Origin of the sequence: Thermosynechococcus sp. JY1331 (genome assembly GCF_031583475.1) — a bacterium.
GTDB lineage: Bacteria > Cyanobacteriota > Cyanobacteriia > Thermosynechococcales > Thermosynechococcaceae > Thermosynechococcus.
Map to the genome: position 1 here is coordinate 388,639 of NZ_CP134180.1, position 16,428 is coordinate 405,066.

The 16,428-nt window shown below is 51.5% G+C and carries 15 protein-coding genes and 1 tRNA gene; 5 read left to right on the plus strand and 11 right to left on the minus strand.

Annotation, left to right across the window (positions count from 1 at the left end; genetic code table 11):
• Positions 1 to 18: 18 nt before the first annotated feature.
• The 7 genes from RHJ31_RS01830 to RHJ31_RS01860 form a co-directional block, all read right to left on the minus strand.
• Complete coding sequence (locus tag RHJ31_RS01830; protein ID WP_302677153.1) at positions 19 to 981, minus strand: aldo/keto reductase; 963 nt, start codon at positions 979 to 981, stop codon at positions 19 to 21.
• A gap of 24 nt (positions 982 to 1,005) precedes the next feature.
• A complete protein-coding gene (locus RHJ31_RS01835) occupies positions 1,006 to 1,272 on the minus strand; it encodes a diguanylate cyclase domain-containing protein (protein WP_302677154.1) in 267 nt (88 codons plus the stop codon).
• Positions 1,269 to 1,826, minus strand: coding sequence for a 16S rRNA (guanine(966)-N(2))-methyltransferase RsmD (gene rsmD, locus RHJ31_RS01840; RefSeq protein ID WP_302677155.1), 558 nt, complete (start codon positions 1,824 to 1,826; stop codon positions 1,269 to 1,271). Before rsmD ends, RHJ31_RS01835 begins: the two co-directional genes overlap by 4 nt.
• 171 nt (positions 1,827 to 1,997) lie before the next feature.
• Complete coding sequence (gene ftnA / locus RHJ31_RS01845) at positions 1,998 to 2,528, minus strand: non-heme ferritin (protein ID WP_206200829.1); 531 nt, start codon at positions 2,526 to 2,528, stop codon at positions 1,998 to 2,000.
• A complete protein-coding gene (locus tag RHJ31_RS01850; RefSeq protein ID WP_206200830.1) occupies positions 2,494 to 2,742 on the minus strand; it encodes a FeoC-like transcriptional regulator in 249 nt (82 codons plus the stop codon). The genes ftnA and RHJ31_RS01850 overlap by 35 nt, the downstream gene beginning before the upstream one ends.
• Positions 2,743 to 2,744: 2 nt before the next feature.
• Positions 2,745 to 5,042 (minus strand): Fe(2+) transporter permease subunit FeoB, encoded by a 2,298-nt coding sequence (feoB, locus tag RHJ31_RS01855; protein ID WP_302677156.1) that lies wholly within the window; start codon positions 5,040 to 5,042, stop codon positions 2,745 to 2,747.
• A gap of 14 nt (positions 5,043 to 5,056) precedes the next feature.
• Positions 5,057 to 5,521: a ferrous iron transport protein A gene (locus RHJ31_RS01860; protein WP_302677157.1), complete on the minus strand. Its 465-nt coding sequence runs from the start codon at positions 5,519 to 5,521 to the stop codon at positions 5,057 to 5,059.
• A gap of 1,121 nt (positions 5,522 to 6,642) precedes the next feature.
• Between RHJ31_RS01860 and RHJ31_RS01865 the strand changes: the two genes are divergently transcribed.
• The 3 genes from RHJ31_RS01865 to RHJ31_RS01875 all read left to right on the plus strand — a co-directional run bounded on the left by RHJ31_RS01865 (position 6,643) and on the right by RHJ31_RS01875 (position 7,648).
• A tRNA-Pro gene (locus tag RHJ31_RS01865) sits at positions 6,643 to 6,716 on the plus strand.
• Between the two features lie 57 nt (positions 6,717 to 6,773).
• Positions 6,774 to 7,427 (plus strand): DUF3318 domain-containing protein, encoded by a 654-nt coding sequence (locus RHJ31_RS01870; RefSeq protein WP_149821016.1) that lies wholly within the window; start codon positions 6,774 to 6,776, stop codon positions 7,425 to 7,427.
• A gap of 2 nt (positions 7,428 to 7,429) precedes the next feature.
• Positions 7,430 to 7,648, plus strand: coding sequence for a hypothetical protein (locus tag RHJ31_RS01875; RefSeq protein WP_206200833.1), 219 nt, complete (start codon positions 7,430 to 7,432; stop codon positions 7,646 to 7,648).
• A 69-nt stretch (positions 7,649 to 7,717) separates the two neighbouring features.
• Here RHJ31_RS01875 and RHJ31_RS01880 read toward each other — a convergent pair whose 3' ends face one another.
• Complete coding sequence (locus tag RHJ31_RS01880; protein WP_302677779.1) at positions 7,718 to 8,809, minus strand: chlorophyll a/b binding light-harvesting protein; 1,092 nt, start codon at positions 8,807 to 8,809, stop codon at positions 7,718 to 7,720.
• 228 nt (positions 8,810 to 9,037) lie between these two features.
• Between RHJ31_RS01880 and RHJ31_RS01885 the strand changes: the two genes are divergently transcribed.
• Both RHJ31_RS01885 and RHJ31_RS01890 read left to right on the plus strand, forming a co-directional pair.
• Positions 9,038 to 10,714 (plus strand): diguanylate cyclase, encoded by a 1,677-nt coding sequence (locus RHJ31_RS01885; protein ID WP_302677158.1) that lies wholly within the window; start codon positions 9,038 to 9,040, stop codon positions 10,712 to 10,714.
• 68 nt (positions 10,715 to 10,782) lie between these two features.
• Entirely contained in the window at positions 10,783 to 11,427 is a 645-nt protein-coding gene (locus RHJ31_RS01890; protein WP_206200835.1) for a response regulator transcription factor, read from the plus strand.
• Positions 11,428 to 11,475: 48 nt separating this feature from the next.
• Here RHJ31_RS01890 and RHJ31_RS01895 read toward each other — a convergent pair whose 3' ends face one another.
• The 3 genes from RHJ31_RS01895 to RHJ31_RS01905 all read right to left on the minus strand — a co-directional run bounded on the left by RHJ31_RS01895 (position 11,476) and on the right by RHJ31_RS01905 (position 16,390).
• Entirely contained in the window at positions 11,476 to 13,902 is a 2,427-nt protein-coding gene (locus RHJ31_RS01895; protein ID WP_302677159.1) for a sucrose synthase, read from the minus strand.
• An 82-nt stretch (positions 13,903 to 13,984) separates the two neighbouring features.
• Positions 13,985 to 15,415 carry a sodium/glutamate symporter gene (locus RHJ31_RS01900; protein ID WP_302677160.1) on the minus strand — a complete coding sequence of 477 codons (1,431 nt, stop codon included), beginning with the start codon at positions 15,413 to 15,415 and terminating at the stop codon, positions 13,985 to 13,987.
• Between the two features lie 54 nt (positions 15,416 to 15,469).
• On the minus strand, positions 15,470 to 16,390 hold the full coding sequence (locus RHJ31_RS01905) for an alpha/beta fold hydrolase (protein WP_302677161.1): 921 nt from the start codon (positions 16,388 to 16,390) through the stop codon (positions 15,470 to 15,472).
• Between the last annotated feature and the right edge of the window lie 38 nt (positions 16,391 to 16,428).

Sequence of the window (16,428 nt, forward strand, 5' to 3'; positions counted from 1 at the left end):
GACGTTAGTGGATCTGAACTACCACTTCCACATTACTGGATTCTCCGGATCAAGGGTAGCAATGACCGGCCGGCTAATTTCATCGAGCATGGCCAAAATGGACTTATCTAACTGAAGGTCAGCCGCTTTGATATTTTCTAGCACTTGTTCCGGATGGCGGGCACCAACAATGGCACAGGTTTGCGGTTGATGCAGTAGCCAAGCCAACGCCAAATTCCCGACACTGCTGCCCAAGCTCTGGGCAATCGGTTTCATCAACTCAATCGCTTCAAGGGCACGGTCGTAGGTTTCTCCCTGAAAGAGTTGATTTTTGGCCCGGTTATCCTCAGGGTCAAACTGGTGGCCGGGACCAAAGCGACCCGTGAGCAACCCTTGGGCGAGAGAGGAGTAGGCCAAAACGGTAATCTCATGCTCAATACAGAAGGGGATGAGTTCTGTTTCTGCCCAGCGCCAAAAGAGGGAATAGGGGGGCTGGACACTCTCAATGCGTCCGTACTGCATCGCCTCCGCCAGTTGAGCACGGGAAAAGTTGGAGACCCCAATGGCACGGATTTTGCCCGCCACTTGCAACTCCACCATGGCTTGCATGGTTTCCTCGATGGGCACGATTTCTGAGCCAAAGGAGCCGGCAGGCCAGTGAATTTGGTAGAGGTCAATGTAATCAGTGTTCAGGTTGCGCAGCGATCGCTCGCAGGCGGCAATCACCTCCTTGTAGCGCAAGTGGTTAGCAAACACTTTCGTTGCATAGACACAGCGATCGCGCAAATCACCGACCGCTGCGGCCACAATCTGCTCTGAATGCCCATCCCCATAGACCTCAGCCGTATCAATGGTGGTCATCCCTGCTTCGACAGCGGTACGAATCGTGCGAATGGACTCCTCATCTTCAATACCGACCCACCAACGCTTGCCCGCTTGCCACGTGCCAAGAATCAGCGGCGTAATTTGGATATCTGTACGACCAAGGGGACGAGTTTGCATAACATCCTTCTCTTAAAGGAACAGCTAGTGGGGGAGGGTGGGAGACTGCACAATGGGTTTGCCGATGAGGCGATTGCGCCCTTGGTGCTTGGCTTCATAAAGCACCTGATCCGCTGCATTGAACAACTGCAAGGGTGAATTATTCCCCCTAGGAATGAGTGAAGCTACCCCAAAGCTCAGGCTCACACAACAACCCGCTGAAGAATATTCATGGACAATGTATCTCGCTTGAATAGCCTCCTGCAACTGCCGTGCCACCAACTCCGCACCACCAATGTCTGTAAATGTCAATTTTTGCAACAAACCAAGAAGAGTACTGTCGTGCTGCCATAGGTTTTAATGCGTTGCTGCTGCCAGCCGATCGCCAAGATCGCCTCTAAATCTGGTGGATTTTTGGTGCGACACTCAACAGCAATTTCCCCCTTAGGGCTGAGACGCTCCTCCTGCCAAAGCAACTGGAGAACGGGTAGATATAAGTCACTATTATAGGGAGGATCAAAGTAGATGAAGTCAAACTGAGGCACAGGGACTTGGGTCAATTTCTGGCGCACATCTCCCCGCAAAACTAAAGTGTGCTGATGGGGCTGGGCAAGGGTTGACCAGTTTTGGCGGATGACTTGACAGGCTTGGGGAGACTGTTCGATCGCCACCACCCATTGGGCACCCCGCAGCAGGGCTTCTGCTCCCATGGCACCGGTACCAGCACACAAATCCAGCCAGCAACATCCTTGGAGGCGACCCTGCCAAATATTGAAAATGGCTTGGCGAACTTTGGCACGGGTGGGACGGGTACTGTGACCGGAAAGGGTTTTGAGCGATCGCTGGCCAGAAATTCGCAGAGGCATACGCTTAAGGTAACGGCTTTCGCCCAAAATAAAAAGCCCCGGGAGTCTTGCCGTGTTTCGACCCCAGGACTTTTGTTTGCGAATCACTCCTCACTACCTACAAGATACTCTGAGTCCTTGGGAACTCCTGTAGCGACACATGACACTTTCTCAAGCGGCACCCTTTTGGCTTTAGGCTGCGGGCGTTGACTGCATTGTCGTGGTTCCTTTGGTTTGGGCAAGCCTGCCAATTTCCTGATCAATAAAGAAGAGTCCTTGCCCCTCCGTGCCAATCAGTTCAATCTTGTCAAGGATACTCTTGAACAAAAACTCTTCTTGGTGCTGCTCGGCCACATACCACTGCAAAAATTGCAACGTCGCATAGTCAGGCTCCGTATCCGCTAACTGCACTAACTCATTAATTTTGTGAGTTACAAACTGTTCATGTTCATAAACTTTACTGAACATCTCCCGCAGGGACTGAAATGTGTGTGGGGGAGCTTCCATACCGCCTAGGATTGCCAAGGCACCGGTTTCATGCATGTAGTTCAAAAGCCGCCGCATGTGTGCCATTTCTTCATCAGCATGTTGACTGAGGAACGCCGCACAACCCTCAAGGGCTTTGTGGGCACACCAGGAACTCATCTGCAAGTACAGATGTGCTGAATAAATCTCAAGGTTGATTTGCTCATTGAGCCGGTTGGTCATTGCTTGGGATAGCATTGTTGATTCTCCATTCGTAAAGTTCAAGAGGGTAAAAGCCGCACTGATGACAGCCGCCACAGTGGCTAGGGATGATTTTTTTCACCCGTCCTTTGCGGATGAGTTGGCTAAGGATCAGTTCAATCATCGCTGGCGGTACCTGAAAATGGGCAACCAATTCTTCCAAGGAAACCACGTGGTGCTTCTGAATATAGTCCTGCAGTTGCAAGAGCATAATTATGTCCCCTGTGGCGAGGAAAACCGCTGGCGATCGCCCCAATATTTCAAGGCCATGATTACCATCCCCATCACTGCCCCTAGAGCCAGTAACCAAATTAGCGAGAACATCGGATGCGCCGCAAAGGTCATGAGTTGGTAGTAAGCAGTGGCGACCCAGTAGGCCAATCCCGTTGTCCAAGCCGCTACAAAGATGGTCCAGCCCAAATTGGTTTCTCGATAGACGGCGGCAGTGGCCGATACACAGGGAAAGTAGAGCAAAACAAAGAGCAGGAAGGCGATCGCTGCCGTTGTCGTGCCAAACCGTTGTGCCATCTGGCCAAATGTTGTGTAGTGCACGCTCTGAAGTTCAGCTGCGGCTTCGGGGTTATCTGCCTCTTGCAACACATGGAACCCTAAAGGATCAAGCACCCGTTGCCCCAGCTCACTGAGATTTTTGGGAATGCTGAGCACCGCTTCCTTCAATCCCCCCCAAACTGAAAAGGGTTCTTCTGGTGTATCCCCAGCTTCAGTGCTTTGGGCTTCTTGGCGAGCTAACTCTGTATAGAGGGCATCCATCGTTCCCACCATCACTTCCTTGGCAAAGATCCCCGTAAAGAGTCCTACGGTTGCTGGCCAGTTGTCGGACTGAATCCCCATTGGCGAGAAAATCGGCGTAATTTGGCGACTAAAGGCGCTCAAAATTGATTGAGTACTATCCTTTTGGCCAAAGCGACCATCGGTGCCGACAGAGTTGAGCAGTCCGAGAATGACCACAAGGACGACAATCATCTTGCCCGCTCGACTAATAAAGGTTTTTAGCCGCTCCCAAGCCCGCAGGAGTACCCCTCTGAAGGTGGGTAAACGGTAGGGGGGCAATTCCATTACAAACGGAGCAATCTCTCCTTGAAAGAGGGTGCGCTTCAGCAAGAATCCCGTGAAGATGGCTGCGGCAATTCCCACCATATAAAGCAAAAACACGATATTTTGGCCGCTGCGGGGGAAGAAAGCAGCAACAAACAGGGCATAGACCGGTAGGCGGGCACCACAGGACATAAAGGGATTCATCAAAATCGTCATCAGGCGATCGCGCCGATTCTCGAGTGTGCGGGTGGCCATAATGCCGGGGATATTGCAGCCAAAGGAAACCATCATCGGTACAAAGGACTTACCGGGTAAGCCCAGCCAGCGCATCAACCGATCCATGACAAAGGCTGCCCGTGCTAAATAACCAGAGTCTTCAAGAAGTGTGAGAAAAATAAAGAGCAAGCCAATTTGAGGAATAAATGTTGCCGTTGTTTGGATACCGCCCCCCACTCCCTCTGCCAGAAGACCAATGAGCCAACCGGGGGCATTAAATGTTTCCAGCACTTGGGTCGGCCAACCCACGACCAGCGTTCCGACACCAATATCAAAAAAGTCAATAAAGGCACCCCCCACGTTAATTGAGATGAGAAATATCAAGTACATGACGGCCAAGAAAATGGGAATTCCCAACCAGCGGTTGAGTGCAATGCGGTCAATGCGATCAGAGACTGTTGTTGTCAGGCGATCGCCCTGTTCCAGAACCTCAGCCATTAGGTGCTGAATCCAGCAATAGCGACTATCGGCAATTACAAGGTCTATGTCTTCTCCTAGGGTCTGGTGAATCCGCTCTCGCCATTGGCGCAGTGGTGCTACAACATCATTGGGAACTGATTCAATATATTGCAGCCAAGCCAAGGCCTGTGCCCGATTTTTGAGGCCTTGAGTCAGCAAATCAGCAATAGCCTCTTCAATCACAGGGGGTTGGGGCACACTAACGCTAGAAACAGGTGGTGCTGCCAAGGCAGTGCGAATAGTTTGCCGCAGTTGAGCAAAATGCTGTTGTTGTTTGGCACAAAAAGGCAGCACCGGTAGACCTAAGCGCTGGCTCAAGGCTGGGATATCCATCTTGATTTTGGTGGCACGAGCCACATCCATCATGTTGAGGACAAGGATGAGGGGGACTCCTAGATCAAGCAATTGTGATGTGAGGTAAAAATTGCGCTCTAAGTTAGCGGCATCCAGAATATTCACTACCAAGTCATATTCCCCCGCCAATAGAAACTTGCGGGCAATCTGCTCGTCTAAGCCAGTGCTATCCTCAGCATCGAGGGCATAGACCCCCGGTAGATCCACAACTTGGACAGTGATGTCGCGATCCCGATAGCGGCCTTCCTTGCGCTCAACAGTAACTCCTGGCCAGTTCCCTACCCGCTGATTTGCCCCCGTAAGACCATTGAAAATTGTTGTTTTGCCACAATTTGGGTTACCAATTAACGCAATTGTTGCTGCCATGTCACACTCCTTTGCTAGAGCAGATGGACTTTGAGGGCATCAGCTTCATCCTTACGCAAGCTCAAATGAAAGCCTCGCACCTTAATATCTGTGGGATCACCCAAGGGGGCATGGCGGACAACCTCAACTTCGGTGCCGGGGGTTAAACCCATGGCTAATAATTTGCGTTTGTAACTGGGGGTGGTAGGGGCATAGCCGATAATGCGCAGGCGAGCACCAATGGGGGCACTGCGTAGGTTTACAGCTGCCAATTCCAGCTCTTTGAGCAAGATGTTTTGGGCTAGCTCGTGGTTCACACAAAACCGCTTTGAGTCAAGAGCCACCATGACTGCCCCGCGATCGCCCCGATGTAAGATGCTAATTATCGCCCCCGGTGCCAGACCCATCCCCAACAGTTGCTGGGTATTGCTGCACATTAACTTCACAATGCAGTAGCGATCGCCCACCTTAGCTTCAGCAAGGGAAATCAGATTAGACATGCCTCGTCTCCATCGCTGTCTTCGAGAATGGGGGTCGGCGATATAGGTAAAGGGTGGCCACAAAGGTGATGACATATTGCATTTAATGATTTTTTGAAAGCTAGTTATTGCATATAATTCTCAATTTATAGCACAGCTTTGCAGTGGCACCGTGACTTTAGCAAGTCTTAACCTATCTCCAATCATCCTAAGAGCTGGGTCTATTTGAAAGTTTTGGTGTGAATTTTGTCTTAAGTGAGATATTGAGACTTGTAAAAAGTCTTTTATTAAGATATTTAATCTCATAAGAGATTTTACAAAGAGCGTTTTTTATGGATGCGCAAAGCTCCTGCAAGTCACGGCGATCAAACCCGCTCAAAACGACGAAAGTCCCTATGGGTTAACGACGAAAGTCCCTATGGGTTTAGAAATCACCCTTGCTCATAAAGGCAGCTTGAAAATTTGCCTAAGTTTTGTCGTTAGCCAAGTTTTGATGCTGTTTTTCTGCGATTGGGTCATCTCCGCCTCGATAAAACAAATAAACAGGCCAGCGAGGTCAGAGCTTGTGATGTCCAAGTAGCGTTTGAACTCATTGGGTTTTTCAGGTCAGTGGGGTAAGGTGTCATCCCCCGTTCCCAGCGCTTTGGCAGCAACGATTAAATCGTAGTAATCGGTGTACCACACCTGCGGATCGTCCATGTCGGGAAAAAGCCGAGCGTTGTCAATCAGGTAAAGAAGAGCGACCAGGATCGTTTTTCTGGTGCGGTAGAGCTGTCTCGGCGGGCAATGTTCTGCTGTGAGCAGATGAACAAGACGAATCAGGGCAAACACGCGACTTAAGGTGATCTCGAAGTCTGACCGTACTTGAGAGGGGGGATGTTCTTCTCCTTAAGGTTTACAGTTGCCATCCCCAGAGACAAGCGTTGCTATTAAACCCTTGGAAAACGGCTCTACCTGACTGGTTCTGTTTGACCGATTGTGGGTGCCGCAATAGAGCAGATTTTTCAAACTCCCTTCTGAAGAGGGTTTTCACTGCCTTAGTTTGAACTATGGACTAAAACTGGACTAAATTTCCTAGGTTGTGCCAACCGCTCCATCGCCATTGAGGAAAACCCCAGCAAGTGTTATCTTAGATAAGTTGTCGGGATGTAGCGCAGCTTGGTAGCGCACTTCGTTCGGGACGAAGGGGTCGCAGGTTCAAATCCTGTCATCCCGATTGGTTAGCCTTAAACTGTTAAGATAGGTAAGAAATACCCTTGGATTTTCTTGTGCTATGACCTCGGCTGCATCCTCAGTTGCCCGTTCTGACTTAGCAGAATTGCGTCGTCTCAAGTCTCTCTTGCCACCAGAGCTACAAAGCTGGGTGATGATTGAACCAGCCAGTGGGGTGAATCCTCCCCTCATTACCTGTGAAGAAATTGGCAAGGATGAGGTGGAGATTCAAATTGATTTAGCCCGTTGGGATCAATTGGCCAAGGATCAGCGCAATCTCCTCTTTTGGCATGAGGTCGCCCGCATTCAAAATGACACGATTCCCCGCGATGGCTGGGAGATGGCAGCACTGGCGATTGGTTTAGGGGGTGCTGTGGGAGAACTTTGGGTGCAGGATGGCCTGTTGCTACTGCTTGCCCTTGGGCTGTGTGGCTTTTCGGGCTGGCGGCTCTACCAGCGCAATAATGGTGAAAAGGTTCTCAAGGAAGCCATTGCTGCTGATGAGCGGGCGATCGCCCTTGCGACTCGTTTTGGCTATGAACTCCCTAACGCCTACAAAAGCCTTGGCAGTGCCCTCAAGCTCCTAATTGAGCAAGCCCCCAATCGCCGCCAACGCAAACGCTATGAGATGCGTCTGCAAGCCCTGAAAAAAAGTGCGGCCAAAGCCAAAGCCCGCATGCAGGCCATGCAAAACGACACTCCAGCAGAATCTTAATCATGGCTCGGCCAAAACGCCAACTGCTGCTGCCAACCCTCATTCTCCTATGGACAGTGGCCAGTCTAGGGTTTATGGCGCAGTGGGATTTACATCCTGTTCTGCGGTACTATGGCTGGGTCTTCACGGCGCAAGTTGCCTTTTTGATTTTCTTTGCGCCAGCGATCGCCCGACAGCTCAGGGGTACCAAACGTTCCCAAAAAAATGAAAGCCTGCCTTGAATTCATAAAAAACCCTCGATCGCTCTGACCGAGGGCAGCACCTATGGCTCAAGAGGGGAATTATTGCAATTAATTTTCAAGAGCCGGATTGAGAAAAGTCTCCAATTGTTTGAAATTGAATCCCATGGCGCGCAGAGCATGCCAAAGGTGACCCTGTAGGAAGAAAAAAGCAAGGAAGAAGTGAGCATTGGCCAACCAAGCCCGCGGGGTATGCTGCCCAAGGGGTAAATCAATGGTGTCCGCAAAGTAGGGAGCAATTCCCAGTTTCACTTCTAGGGGTGGTCCGTAAAACTCTACGGGATAGGCGAGGGTATTCACCGCACAAAAATAGGCCGCCACAAATCCCGCGAGGGCAATGCCGCCAAGGGAGTAGGAAAGGATAGCTTCAGCATTAAACATCAGCACTTTCCGTGCCCAATTCAGCGGCGGCACCAAAATATGCCAAATGCCACCCGCAATGAGCAAGAGGGCAACATAGATATGCCCGCCCACGAGATCTTCCAAATTGTCAATACTGGCGAAGTGGGTTTGATAGCCATAGATGACAAAGGGATCCAAGGTGGGCTGGGTGACAAGGCGTACCGTTTGCAAATTGGCATCGTACAACCCGCCCCAGATAGTTGCTTTGAGCACTAATAGCAAGGCACCAAACCCTAAAAAGAGCAAATGATGCCCCAAAATAATCCCCAGTTGTTTCGGATCGTCCCAGCGGAAATGGAAGCGCCGCGCCCGCCCTGTGGCGGTACTGAGATCGTGAGGGGCACGAAAGGTATGAAAGAGGGCACCCGCACCCAGCACGGCTGAGGAAATGAGATGCACAGCGCCAATGACAAAGTAGGGGTACAGATCCACAACTTTACCGCCCTCGCCAATGCCAAACCCTAAGGTCGCTAAATGGGGCAGCAAAATCAAGCCCTGTTCCCCCATGGGTAGATCGGGTTTGTATTGGGAAATTTCGTAGAGCGTAAAGGCACCCGCCCAAAAGACAGTTAGCGCTGCTTGCGCCACATGGGCAGCAATAAATAGACCCGACAGGTTCACGAATCGGGCATTGCCTGCCCACCAGTCGTACTTGACATTGGCTTGGCCATAGGTTTGTAAACCTGCACCTGTTGGTGGTGGTGTAGTCACAGAGGTTGGGGATTCACTGGCGATCGCCATACATTCCTCCTTCGATAAACGCATAATATCGACGCTGAACTTATTGAGGATAAATCTCAATAAAGCCTAGGCCTACTATAGCACCACTATTGAGAATTATTAGCATCTGGTAAGGATAAAATGTAAAGATATGTAACTCCCCTCCAGCGGCAATCTGTATCTCCGAGAACTTGAGCAAGATCAAGCCAAGGCAGTAGGGTAATAGCAATAGGCTGTTGGCGGGCAAGTATGGCCATTTTGCTTTATCACGACGACGTGGCAACGGCAGCAACGTTGGTCTCCATCTTGACCACTGCGGATCATCGGGTGGATGTCGTTGCTCGCTCTGAAGACCTCTGGGGACTATTGGCCAGTAGTCGCTATCACCTATTGATTGTGGATGAGTCCCATTTAGGCACGGCAGTTGAGGCCTTTTGCCAGCAGGTGCGCGATCGCGGGTTTCAAGAGCCAATTTTGATTCTTACCCGCAAGGATTGGCCAACCCAGCCAGAAACCCAAGTGATTTATTACCACTATCCCTGCTCCCCAGCAGCGCTCCTTGAAATCGTCCAGCAGCTCCTCAGCGCGATCGCCACCTCCAAGCCTGACAATCATAACGACTCAGGCCTGCCCCTTGTCCTGCACATTGATAACGACGCCGAGTTAATTCGCTCCCTTGAGGCGCACTCCGTTGATGGTGGGTTCCGCTACGTCGCAATGGATAGCTGGCCGCTGGTCAACACCTTACTTGAGGAATGCTGGCCCAATGCTGTCATTCTCAATCCTGAAGTGATGCCTGATGAGGTAACCACCCGCGAGTTCTTGCAGCAGTTGCGGCAACATCGTCCCCCCATCCCCGCCCTAGTATTTACTGCCCGTGACACCTGGCGCGATCGCCTCGCCGCCATTCGCCTTGGATCGCGGATGACCTTGAGCAAGCCTGTTGATGTTGAGCGGCTCTTGCAGACTCTCGAACAGTTACTGCAACCTCAAGAAATGACCTCCGCTAGTATCCTGACCGTGGATGATGACGCCGTCACCCTAGCCATCTTGAAACGGCTCTTGGAACCCTGGGGAATGAGTGTCACCTCCCTTCAGGATCCCGATCAATTTTGGGATGTCCTAGAGGCCACCAACCCCGAATTGGTGATTCTCGATGTCCAAATGCCCGGCATTAACGGCCTAGAACTCTGCCAAGTGGTGCGCAATGATCCCCACTGGAATCAGCTGCCAATTCTTTTTCTTACCGCAACCACCGATCCAGCCCTTGTCACCCAACTCTTTGCCGCTGGCGCCGATGATTTTGTTAGCAAGCCAATTGTCGGCCCTGAGCTAATGACGCGGATCATCAATCGCCTAGAGCGTACCCGCCTCCTGAAACGCTTGGCAGAGGTAGATCCCCTCACGGGATTGAGCAATCGTCGTAAAGCCACAGAAGAGATTGAACGCTTTTTGACCCTTGCCAGCCGCCAACAACAAACCCTCTGTATTGCCGTTTTGGATTTAGACCATTTCAAACGCATCAATGACACCTATGGTCACGACGTTGGCGATCAGGTATTGGTCACCACTGCCCGCATGCTGCGACAGTCCCTACGGATGGAAGATGTGGTTGCTCGCTGGGGTGGCGAAGAATTTTTAATTGCCCTCTATGATATTTCCCTTGATGTGGCCAAACACCGCCTTGCCATCTGTTTACAGCGATTGCGGAATCACACCTTCCACGCCCCCAACCATGACAGCTTCAAGGTGAGTTTTAGTGCCGGCATCAGTCAGTTTCCCACCCACGGGGAGACCTTACTGCAACTAGTGAAGATAGCCGATGACGCCCTCTATGCCGCTAAGGCAGCAGGACGTTCTCAGATTGTCATCGCACCAAAAGAGGCTGCCCCAGAATTTGCCAACGCTTCCTCCCCAGAGGAATAAGCTATCCTAAAGGAGCACACTGATTCTCAGTAAAACCTTGCACCAGCACCGTTGACTCTCCTAACTGTATGAACCTTGAGGCGTCCCCTGCGCAAAATGCCACGATTTTACTGGTAGATGACGACCCTAATCTTGTCCTCTTGGTCAAGGATTACCTTGAGATGCAGGGGTATCGTGTACTGACGGCAGCCCATGGCAACGAAGGTCTGGCAATTCTGCAGCAGCAAACGCCCGACTTAATTATTTGTGATGTGATGATGCCCCAGATGGATGGCTATAGCTTTGTCAGTGCGGTGCGACAACAAACACACCTCAGTTGGTTACCGGTGCTCTTTCTCTCGGCCAAGGGGCAAACCCACGATCGCATCAAGGGGTTGCAAACCGGCGGTGATGTTTACCTAGTCAAGCCCTTCGAACCGGATGAACTCCTCGCCCAAATCCAAGCCCTCCTCAAACAAACGGCTCGCCTACGGGAAGCGCAACGACTGCAATCCCCTCCTGCGCCTACACCACCCCCCGGTGTCGAACTCACTCCCACAGAAACCCGAATTCTCCAATACGTTGCCCGCGGAATGTTGAATCGTGAAATTGCGGCAGAACTACATGTCAGTCAGCGTACCGTAGAAAGCCATGTCAGCAATATTTTGGGTAAAACCGGCTGCCATAATCGCACTGAATTGGCTCGCTGGGCGATCGATTACCATTACGTGTAACATACTCTCGACGATCGCGGGGCTTCCCACCTAGTCGCTAAACCCATATCACCGCTGCATGTGCTCTGCCAATAGGGCTTGGGCGCGGGGTTTATAGAGCAGATAGAAGAGTGCCTCCATGTAGCGCATCATGTCTTCGCGGTTTTCTTGGGAAGAGAAGTTCCAGAAGCCGTAGATCTTGGCAAGGGAAAGCAGGCGTGTACAGTGAATTTTCCAAGTGTAGGTGCTATAGACCCGCTGGATACCCGCTTTGGAAATTCGTTGCCACTGCTGCGAATCGCGATCGCAAGCCTCTATAAAGCGGCGGATAGTCTCCGCCATTTCTTCTAGGTGGGTTGGGTTGATATAAAAACCATTCACCCCATCTTGGATAATTTCCAGAGGGCCACCAAAGCGGGTACCAAAGGTGGGCAGACCACTGATCATGGCTTCCAAAATCGTCAGGCCAAAAGCTTCAAACAACGCCGGCTGGACAAAAATCCCTTGGCGATCGGCAATGATGCGGTAAACTTCCCCCGAATCTGCTTTCGGTAAACGAATCCCTAGCCAGCGAATCTTACCGTGGAGATTGTACTCGTGGATGATTTGATAGAGCTTCTCAATTTCGGCGATTTCCTCGCGATCGCTGGAGTCTTCGGTACGCAATTTCCCTGCCACCAAAATTAAATTACACCGCTCTTGCAGTTCTTTGCTGCGGCCAAAGGCTTCTGCCAGTCCTGTGAGGTTTTTAATCCGATCCAGCCGTGCCATCGAAAAGAGAGGGCGTTTGTTCGGATTTTCTAAGTAACCATAGATCTGCTGCGGATCCTCAAGGGTAAAGAGCAGTTCTTCTAACCGCTGGCGATCGCCCTCTAGCCGCTCCGTATAGTGGTAGTAGGGAAAGTAAACCTGTTCATTCACCCCCGGTGGCACCACATTAAATTTCGGGCTAAAGAGTTCAATGCCATTCACCACATGGTACAGGTCAGGCATCGTAAAGGATTGATAGGACTCGTACTGGCCAATACTGTCGGGTGTGCCCACAATCTCTTGGTAGGTGCTGCTGATGATAAAGTTGGCAGCATTCATGGCAATCAGATCCGCCGTAAATTGCATTGAGAAGTGATATTTATCCTCTAAGTCCTGCCAGTAGAGGTTACTAAAGAGGTACTTGGATTTCTCGAGGGCATGGGCAATGTTGCATTGGGTCACCTTCATTCGCCGCGCCAGCAAAAAAGCCACCAAGTTGCCATCGGAATAGTTACCAATAATTAAATCGGGGACATGGCCAAACTCGGCTCGCAACTCCCGCTCCGCATCAATGGCAAAGGTTTCCAAATAGGGCCAGATTTCAAAGCGAGAAATCCAGTATTGCGTCACCTTGGGATTGAATTCCCGAAAGGGCACCCGCAGGATCCAAGCATCATTGGTGCCGTAGATTTTCTCTAGGCGTTGGTTGCACAGCGTCCCTTCGGCATTGGGAATCAGGCGAGTCAGGACAATAATTTTAGGCCGTACCTCCAGTACCCCCAGCCCGGCCAGTTCTAAATCCTCGCGCATTTGTTTTTCAAGGCTTTTCACTTGGTCGAGGATATAGACCACCTGCCCACCGGTGTCGGGTCGCCCCAGCACCCCTTCTTGGCCAAACCAGCCGTGGGGAGAAATGAGGGCAATGCGAAAGAGCATCGGAATCCGCGAGACAAAGGCCTCTAGCACTTGGTGATCGGGCGAATCCAAGAGTTGATCTAAAATTTCTAGGGTGTCGCGTACCCGTGCTGCCGTATTGCCCCAACCCGGTTCAAAGCCCAGATTTTGCAGTTCAAAGCGAAACTCACTGTAGGCCTCGTCAGAGGCGCGATCGCTCAAGGCCACAAGAGCTTGCTTCACCTGTTCTGAGAGGTGTTGAGGAGAGCGAATCCGCTCATTGATCAGAAGTTGATAGCCATTGTAGCGGTGAATTTGCAAAAAGTTAAAGAGGTTCTGCTGCCACTGGCGCGGGTCTTGGAAAAGCTTGCTGGATAAATAGCGATTGAGAAATTCCACCCCCTTACCGATATTCTTGGCATCACGGATAATTGGCGAGTAGTCATAGAAGGGCTGGACATCAATTTCAAAAACATCCCCCTCATTGGGATGGTACCGATTGACTAGGCGATCGCGCAGATCCAGTAGCTCTGGAATTGTCATCGGCACGATCGTCAAATCCTCCACCAGCAGCCGACACACCTCCTGCTGCGCAATCCGTGGCCGAATAATCCAACACAGACTTTCGTTGTCAACAATGATCTCTTGGGTATAGAACACCAGCTTGCTGAGGCGGGATTCGAAGGGTGTGGGGACAGGGCGATCGAGGTCGCGACAGTAATCTGCAAAGGCGCCCAAAATATCATTGCGCAGGAGATAGCGTTTTTCCCCTAGTTGCAGGATGCGTGAAAATTGGCGCAGATCGGCACGTTCATCACTTTCAACAACGGATTTGAGGAGCACAGAGGTCATCGGCAAACTCACAACACGGCTTTTACCTGAGACAGCACAGCGGCTCAAGTCGTTTCTATTCTAGGGTTCTCCCTGAATGGGGTCAATTTTGCGCCAAGGATCGCCGGATTTGGCCATAGTTCCACAATCCAAACACTAACCACAGGCCTAACAGCCCGCCCGTGAGCGCCAGTACAGGCACCACCCCAAAATTACGGATCAGAATTGGTGCCGCCGCCGTAAATAACCCACCGCCGACAATCGGCTCAAAGAGAATCTGTTTGTAGGCAAAACTTTCCAAGGCGCCCGATTGGTTGTGGGGATCCACCATACGAATCAGCAATAGCCCAGTAGATGTCACCCCCATCGATTGCCCCATGTCGCCAATTCCCCGCTCAAACCAGAACATGGGCAAAATTCGCGGCGCTAAATAGAGCATGACAAAGAGATTCCAAGCAATTCCCCCCACACTCAAGAGGAGAAAGGGAATGAGATTTTCACCAATGGCGGCTAAAGAGAGGGTGGCCAAGGCGGTAATAATCGTCACATCCAAGGCGACACCGCCAATACGGTTAATCAGTGGCCGGCTAATCAGGTACTGTTTGCGCCAACGGGTCAGGATGAGCTGCACAATAATGCCACCGATCAGCGCCAAGGGAAATAGGGGCACATAGGCCATGAGCTTCAAACCCGTTTGTCCCCACGTGAGACGCTCTAGGAGTCGCAGCGCTTCAAGAATCACCCAGCCCACAATAATCGCCAAGCCCACAAAACAGAAATTTAATGACAAAGGATCAATGAGTAACTCCCGCAGCAGTTGTCGCCGCCGTTGCTGTGTTTCTAGGTCATCGTGGGGATGAGGGTCGAGATTCTCCGCGGTTTCAGAGTCCACCAAGGGTTTGATCTGCAAGCGCCCTGTGCGCCGTGCCCAGTTGATCAGTGCCACTCCAAAAACCACCCCAGAGACTAAGCCCACAGTGGCCAAGCCCAAGGCCATATCAGCCCCAGCGGTAAAGTTTAACTCCCTAAAGGTATCGGCCATGCCAGCAGCAGTACCATGCCCCCCCTCAAAGGTGATCTCAATCAGGGCACCAGCAATTGGATCGATGCCAAATACAGGAGTGAGAACGAGCAACGTCAGCAGCAGCCCCACCATGTATTGCCCCCAAGCCAAAATCTGACCAAAGGCGACCTGCGGTGAAGCTTTCTGCCAAATTTCCCGAGGGCTAGGGATGATCTCCCCTAGAAATAGACAGGCAAAAACTATGTTGATGAAAATACTGGGAGACTGTTTCCAAACTTCGCGGATGTCTTCGGCAAAAAGACCGTTCCCTAAACCGGAGTTGGGAGCAATTTGACTGGCGATCGCCCCAAGGACACTAGGGCCAAGAATGAGTCCCAAAACGCCCGCAATGACTGAACTGGGCATATAGAGCGATCGCATCAGTGCCCAACGCTGCCGCACAATTCGCCCCAACAGCAGCAAAACACCAATAAAAATAAACGCCCAGAAAACCGTAATCAGCCTAAACATCTGCCATGCCAACTCTGAAGATTGTCGTGATCATAGAGCCTGCAACCGTAGGACTCAACCCCTCCCAAGTTCGTGGCTGCGCAACCAATCCAAAAGCAACGCATTGACGCGATCGGGCTGCTCATCGTGGGGACAGTGCCCCGTGTGATCCAACTCCACCACCTGCATCCTTGGTTGTACCTGTTGAAACTGCTGGCTCAGCATTGGCGGGATGAAGCGATCCTGTCGTCCCCAAATCAGCAATAGGGGTTGGGGCACGCTCTTGAGCATTGTCTTGGCACTCGGCCCAAAGTCCGTGCGGCTCATGGCGCGAATGATTTGCCCAAAGGCGCGATCGCTACCATCGTCATAGGCAGGCGTGAGCAGGATGTCCAGCAATTCATCATCCACACAGTTGGGGTTGGCGTAGGCCAATTGTGCCCAACGCTTGACAATGAAGGGACGGCGAATCGTGTAAAAAAGGGTGCGCAGCAGCCAAGGAGCCGTAAAAATCTGTTCAATTCCGCTCACAAGGGGAGCGATCGCCCTCGGAATCAACTCCTCGCGCACCGCTGGATCCGGCAGACTTAGCATCACCACCCCCGCCGCCATCTGCGGATAGCGATAAGCACAGGTCAGGGCAATCAACGCCCCAATGGAGTTGCCAACAATCACCGCTGGCTGCCCGACAATCTTTTGCCAAAAGGCATGAACCTGAGCCGCCCAAAACTCAGCCCCATAGGCCGCAATGGGCTTTTCTGCTGCCCCCAATCCTATTAAATCGAGAGCATAGGTCGGCTGATAGTCTCCCAAAACCCGAAGATTGTATCGCCAATGCCGTAGAGACGCCCCAAAGCCGTGGAGCAAAATCACTGGAGATCTCCCCTTCTTCTCATCTACAGCAGCAGGCCACCAAAAGCTATAGCGACTCTGCCATCCTCGCCAGCACCACTCCCGCTCGACGCCATAACGATAGGGGTCTACCAGTTGTCTCATGCACCTATTCGTCCAATAATGACTTCTATCTTAGTTAT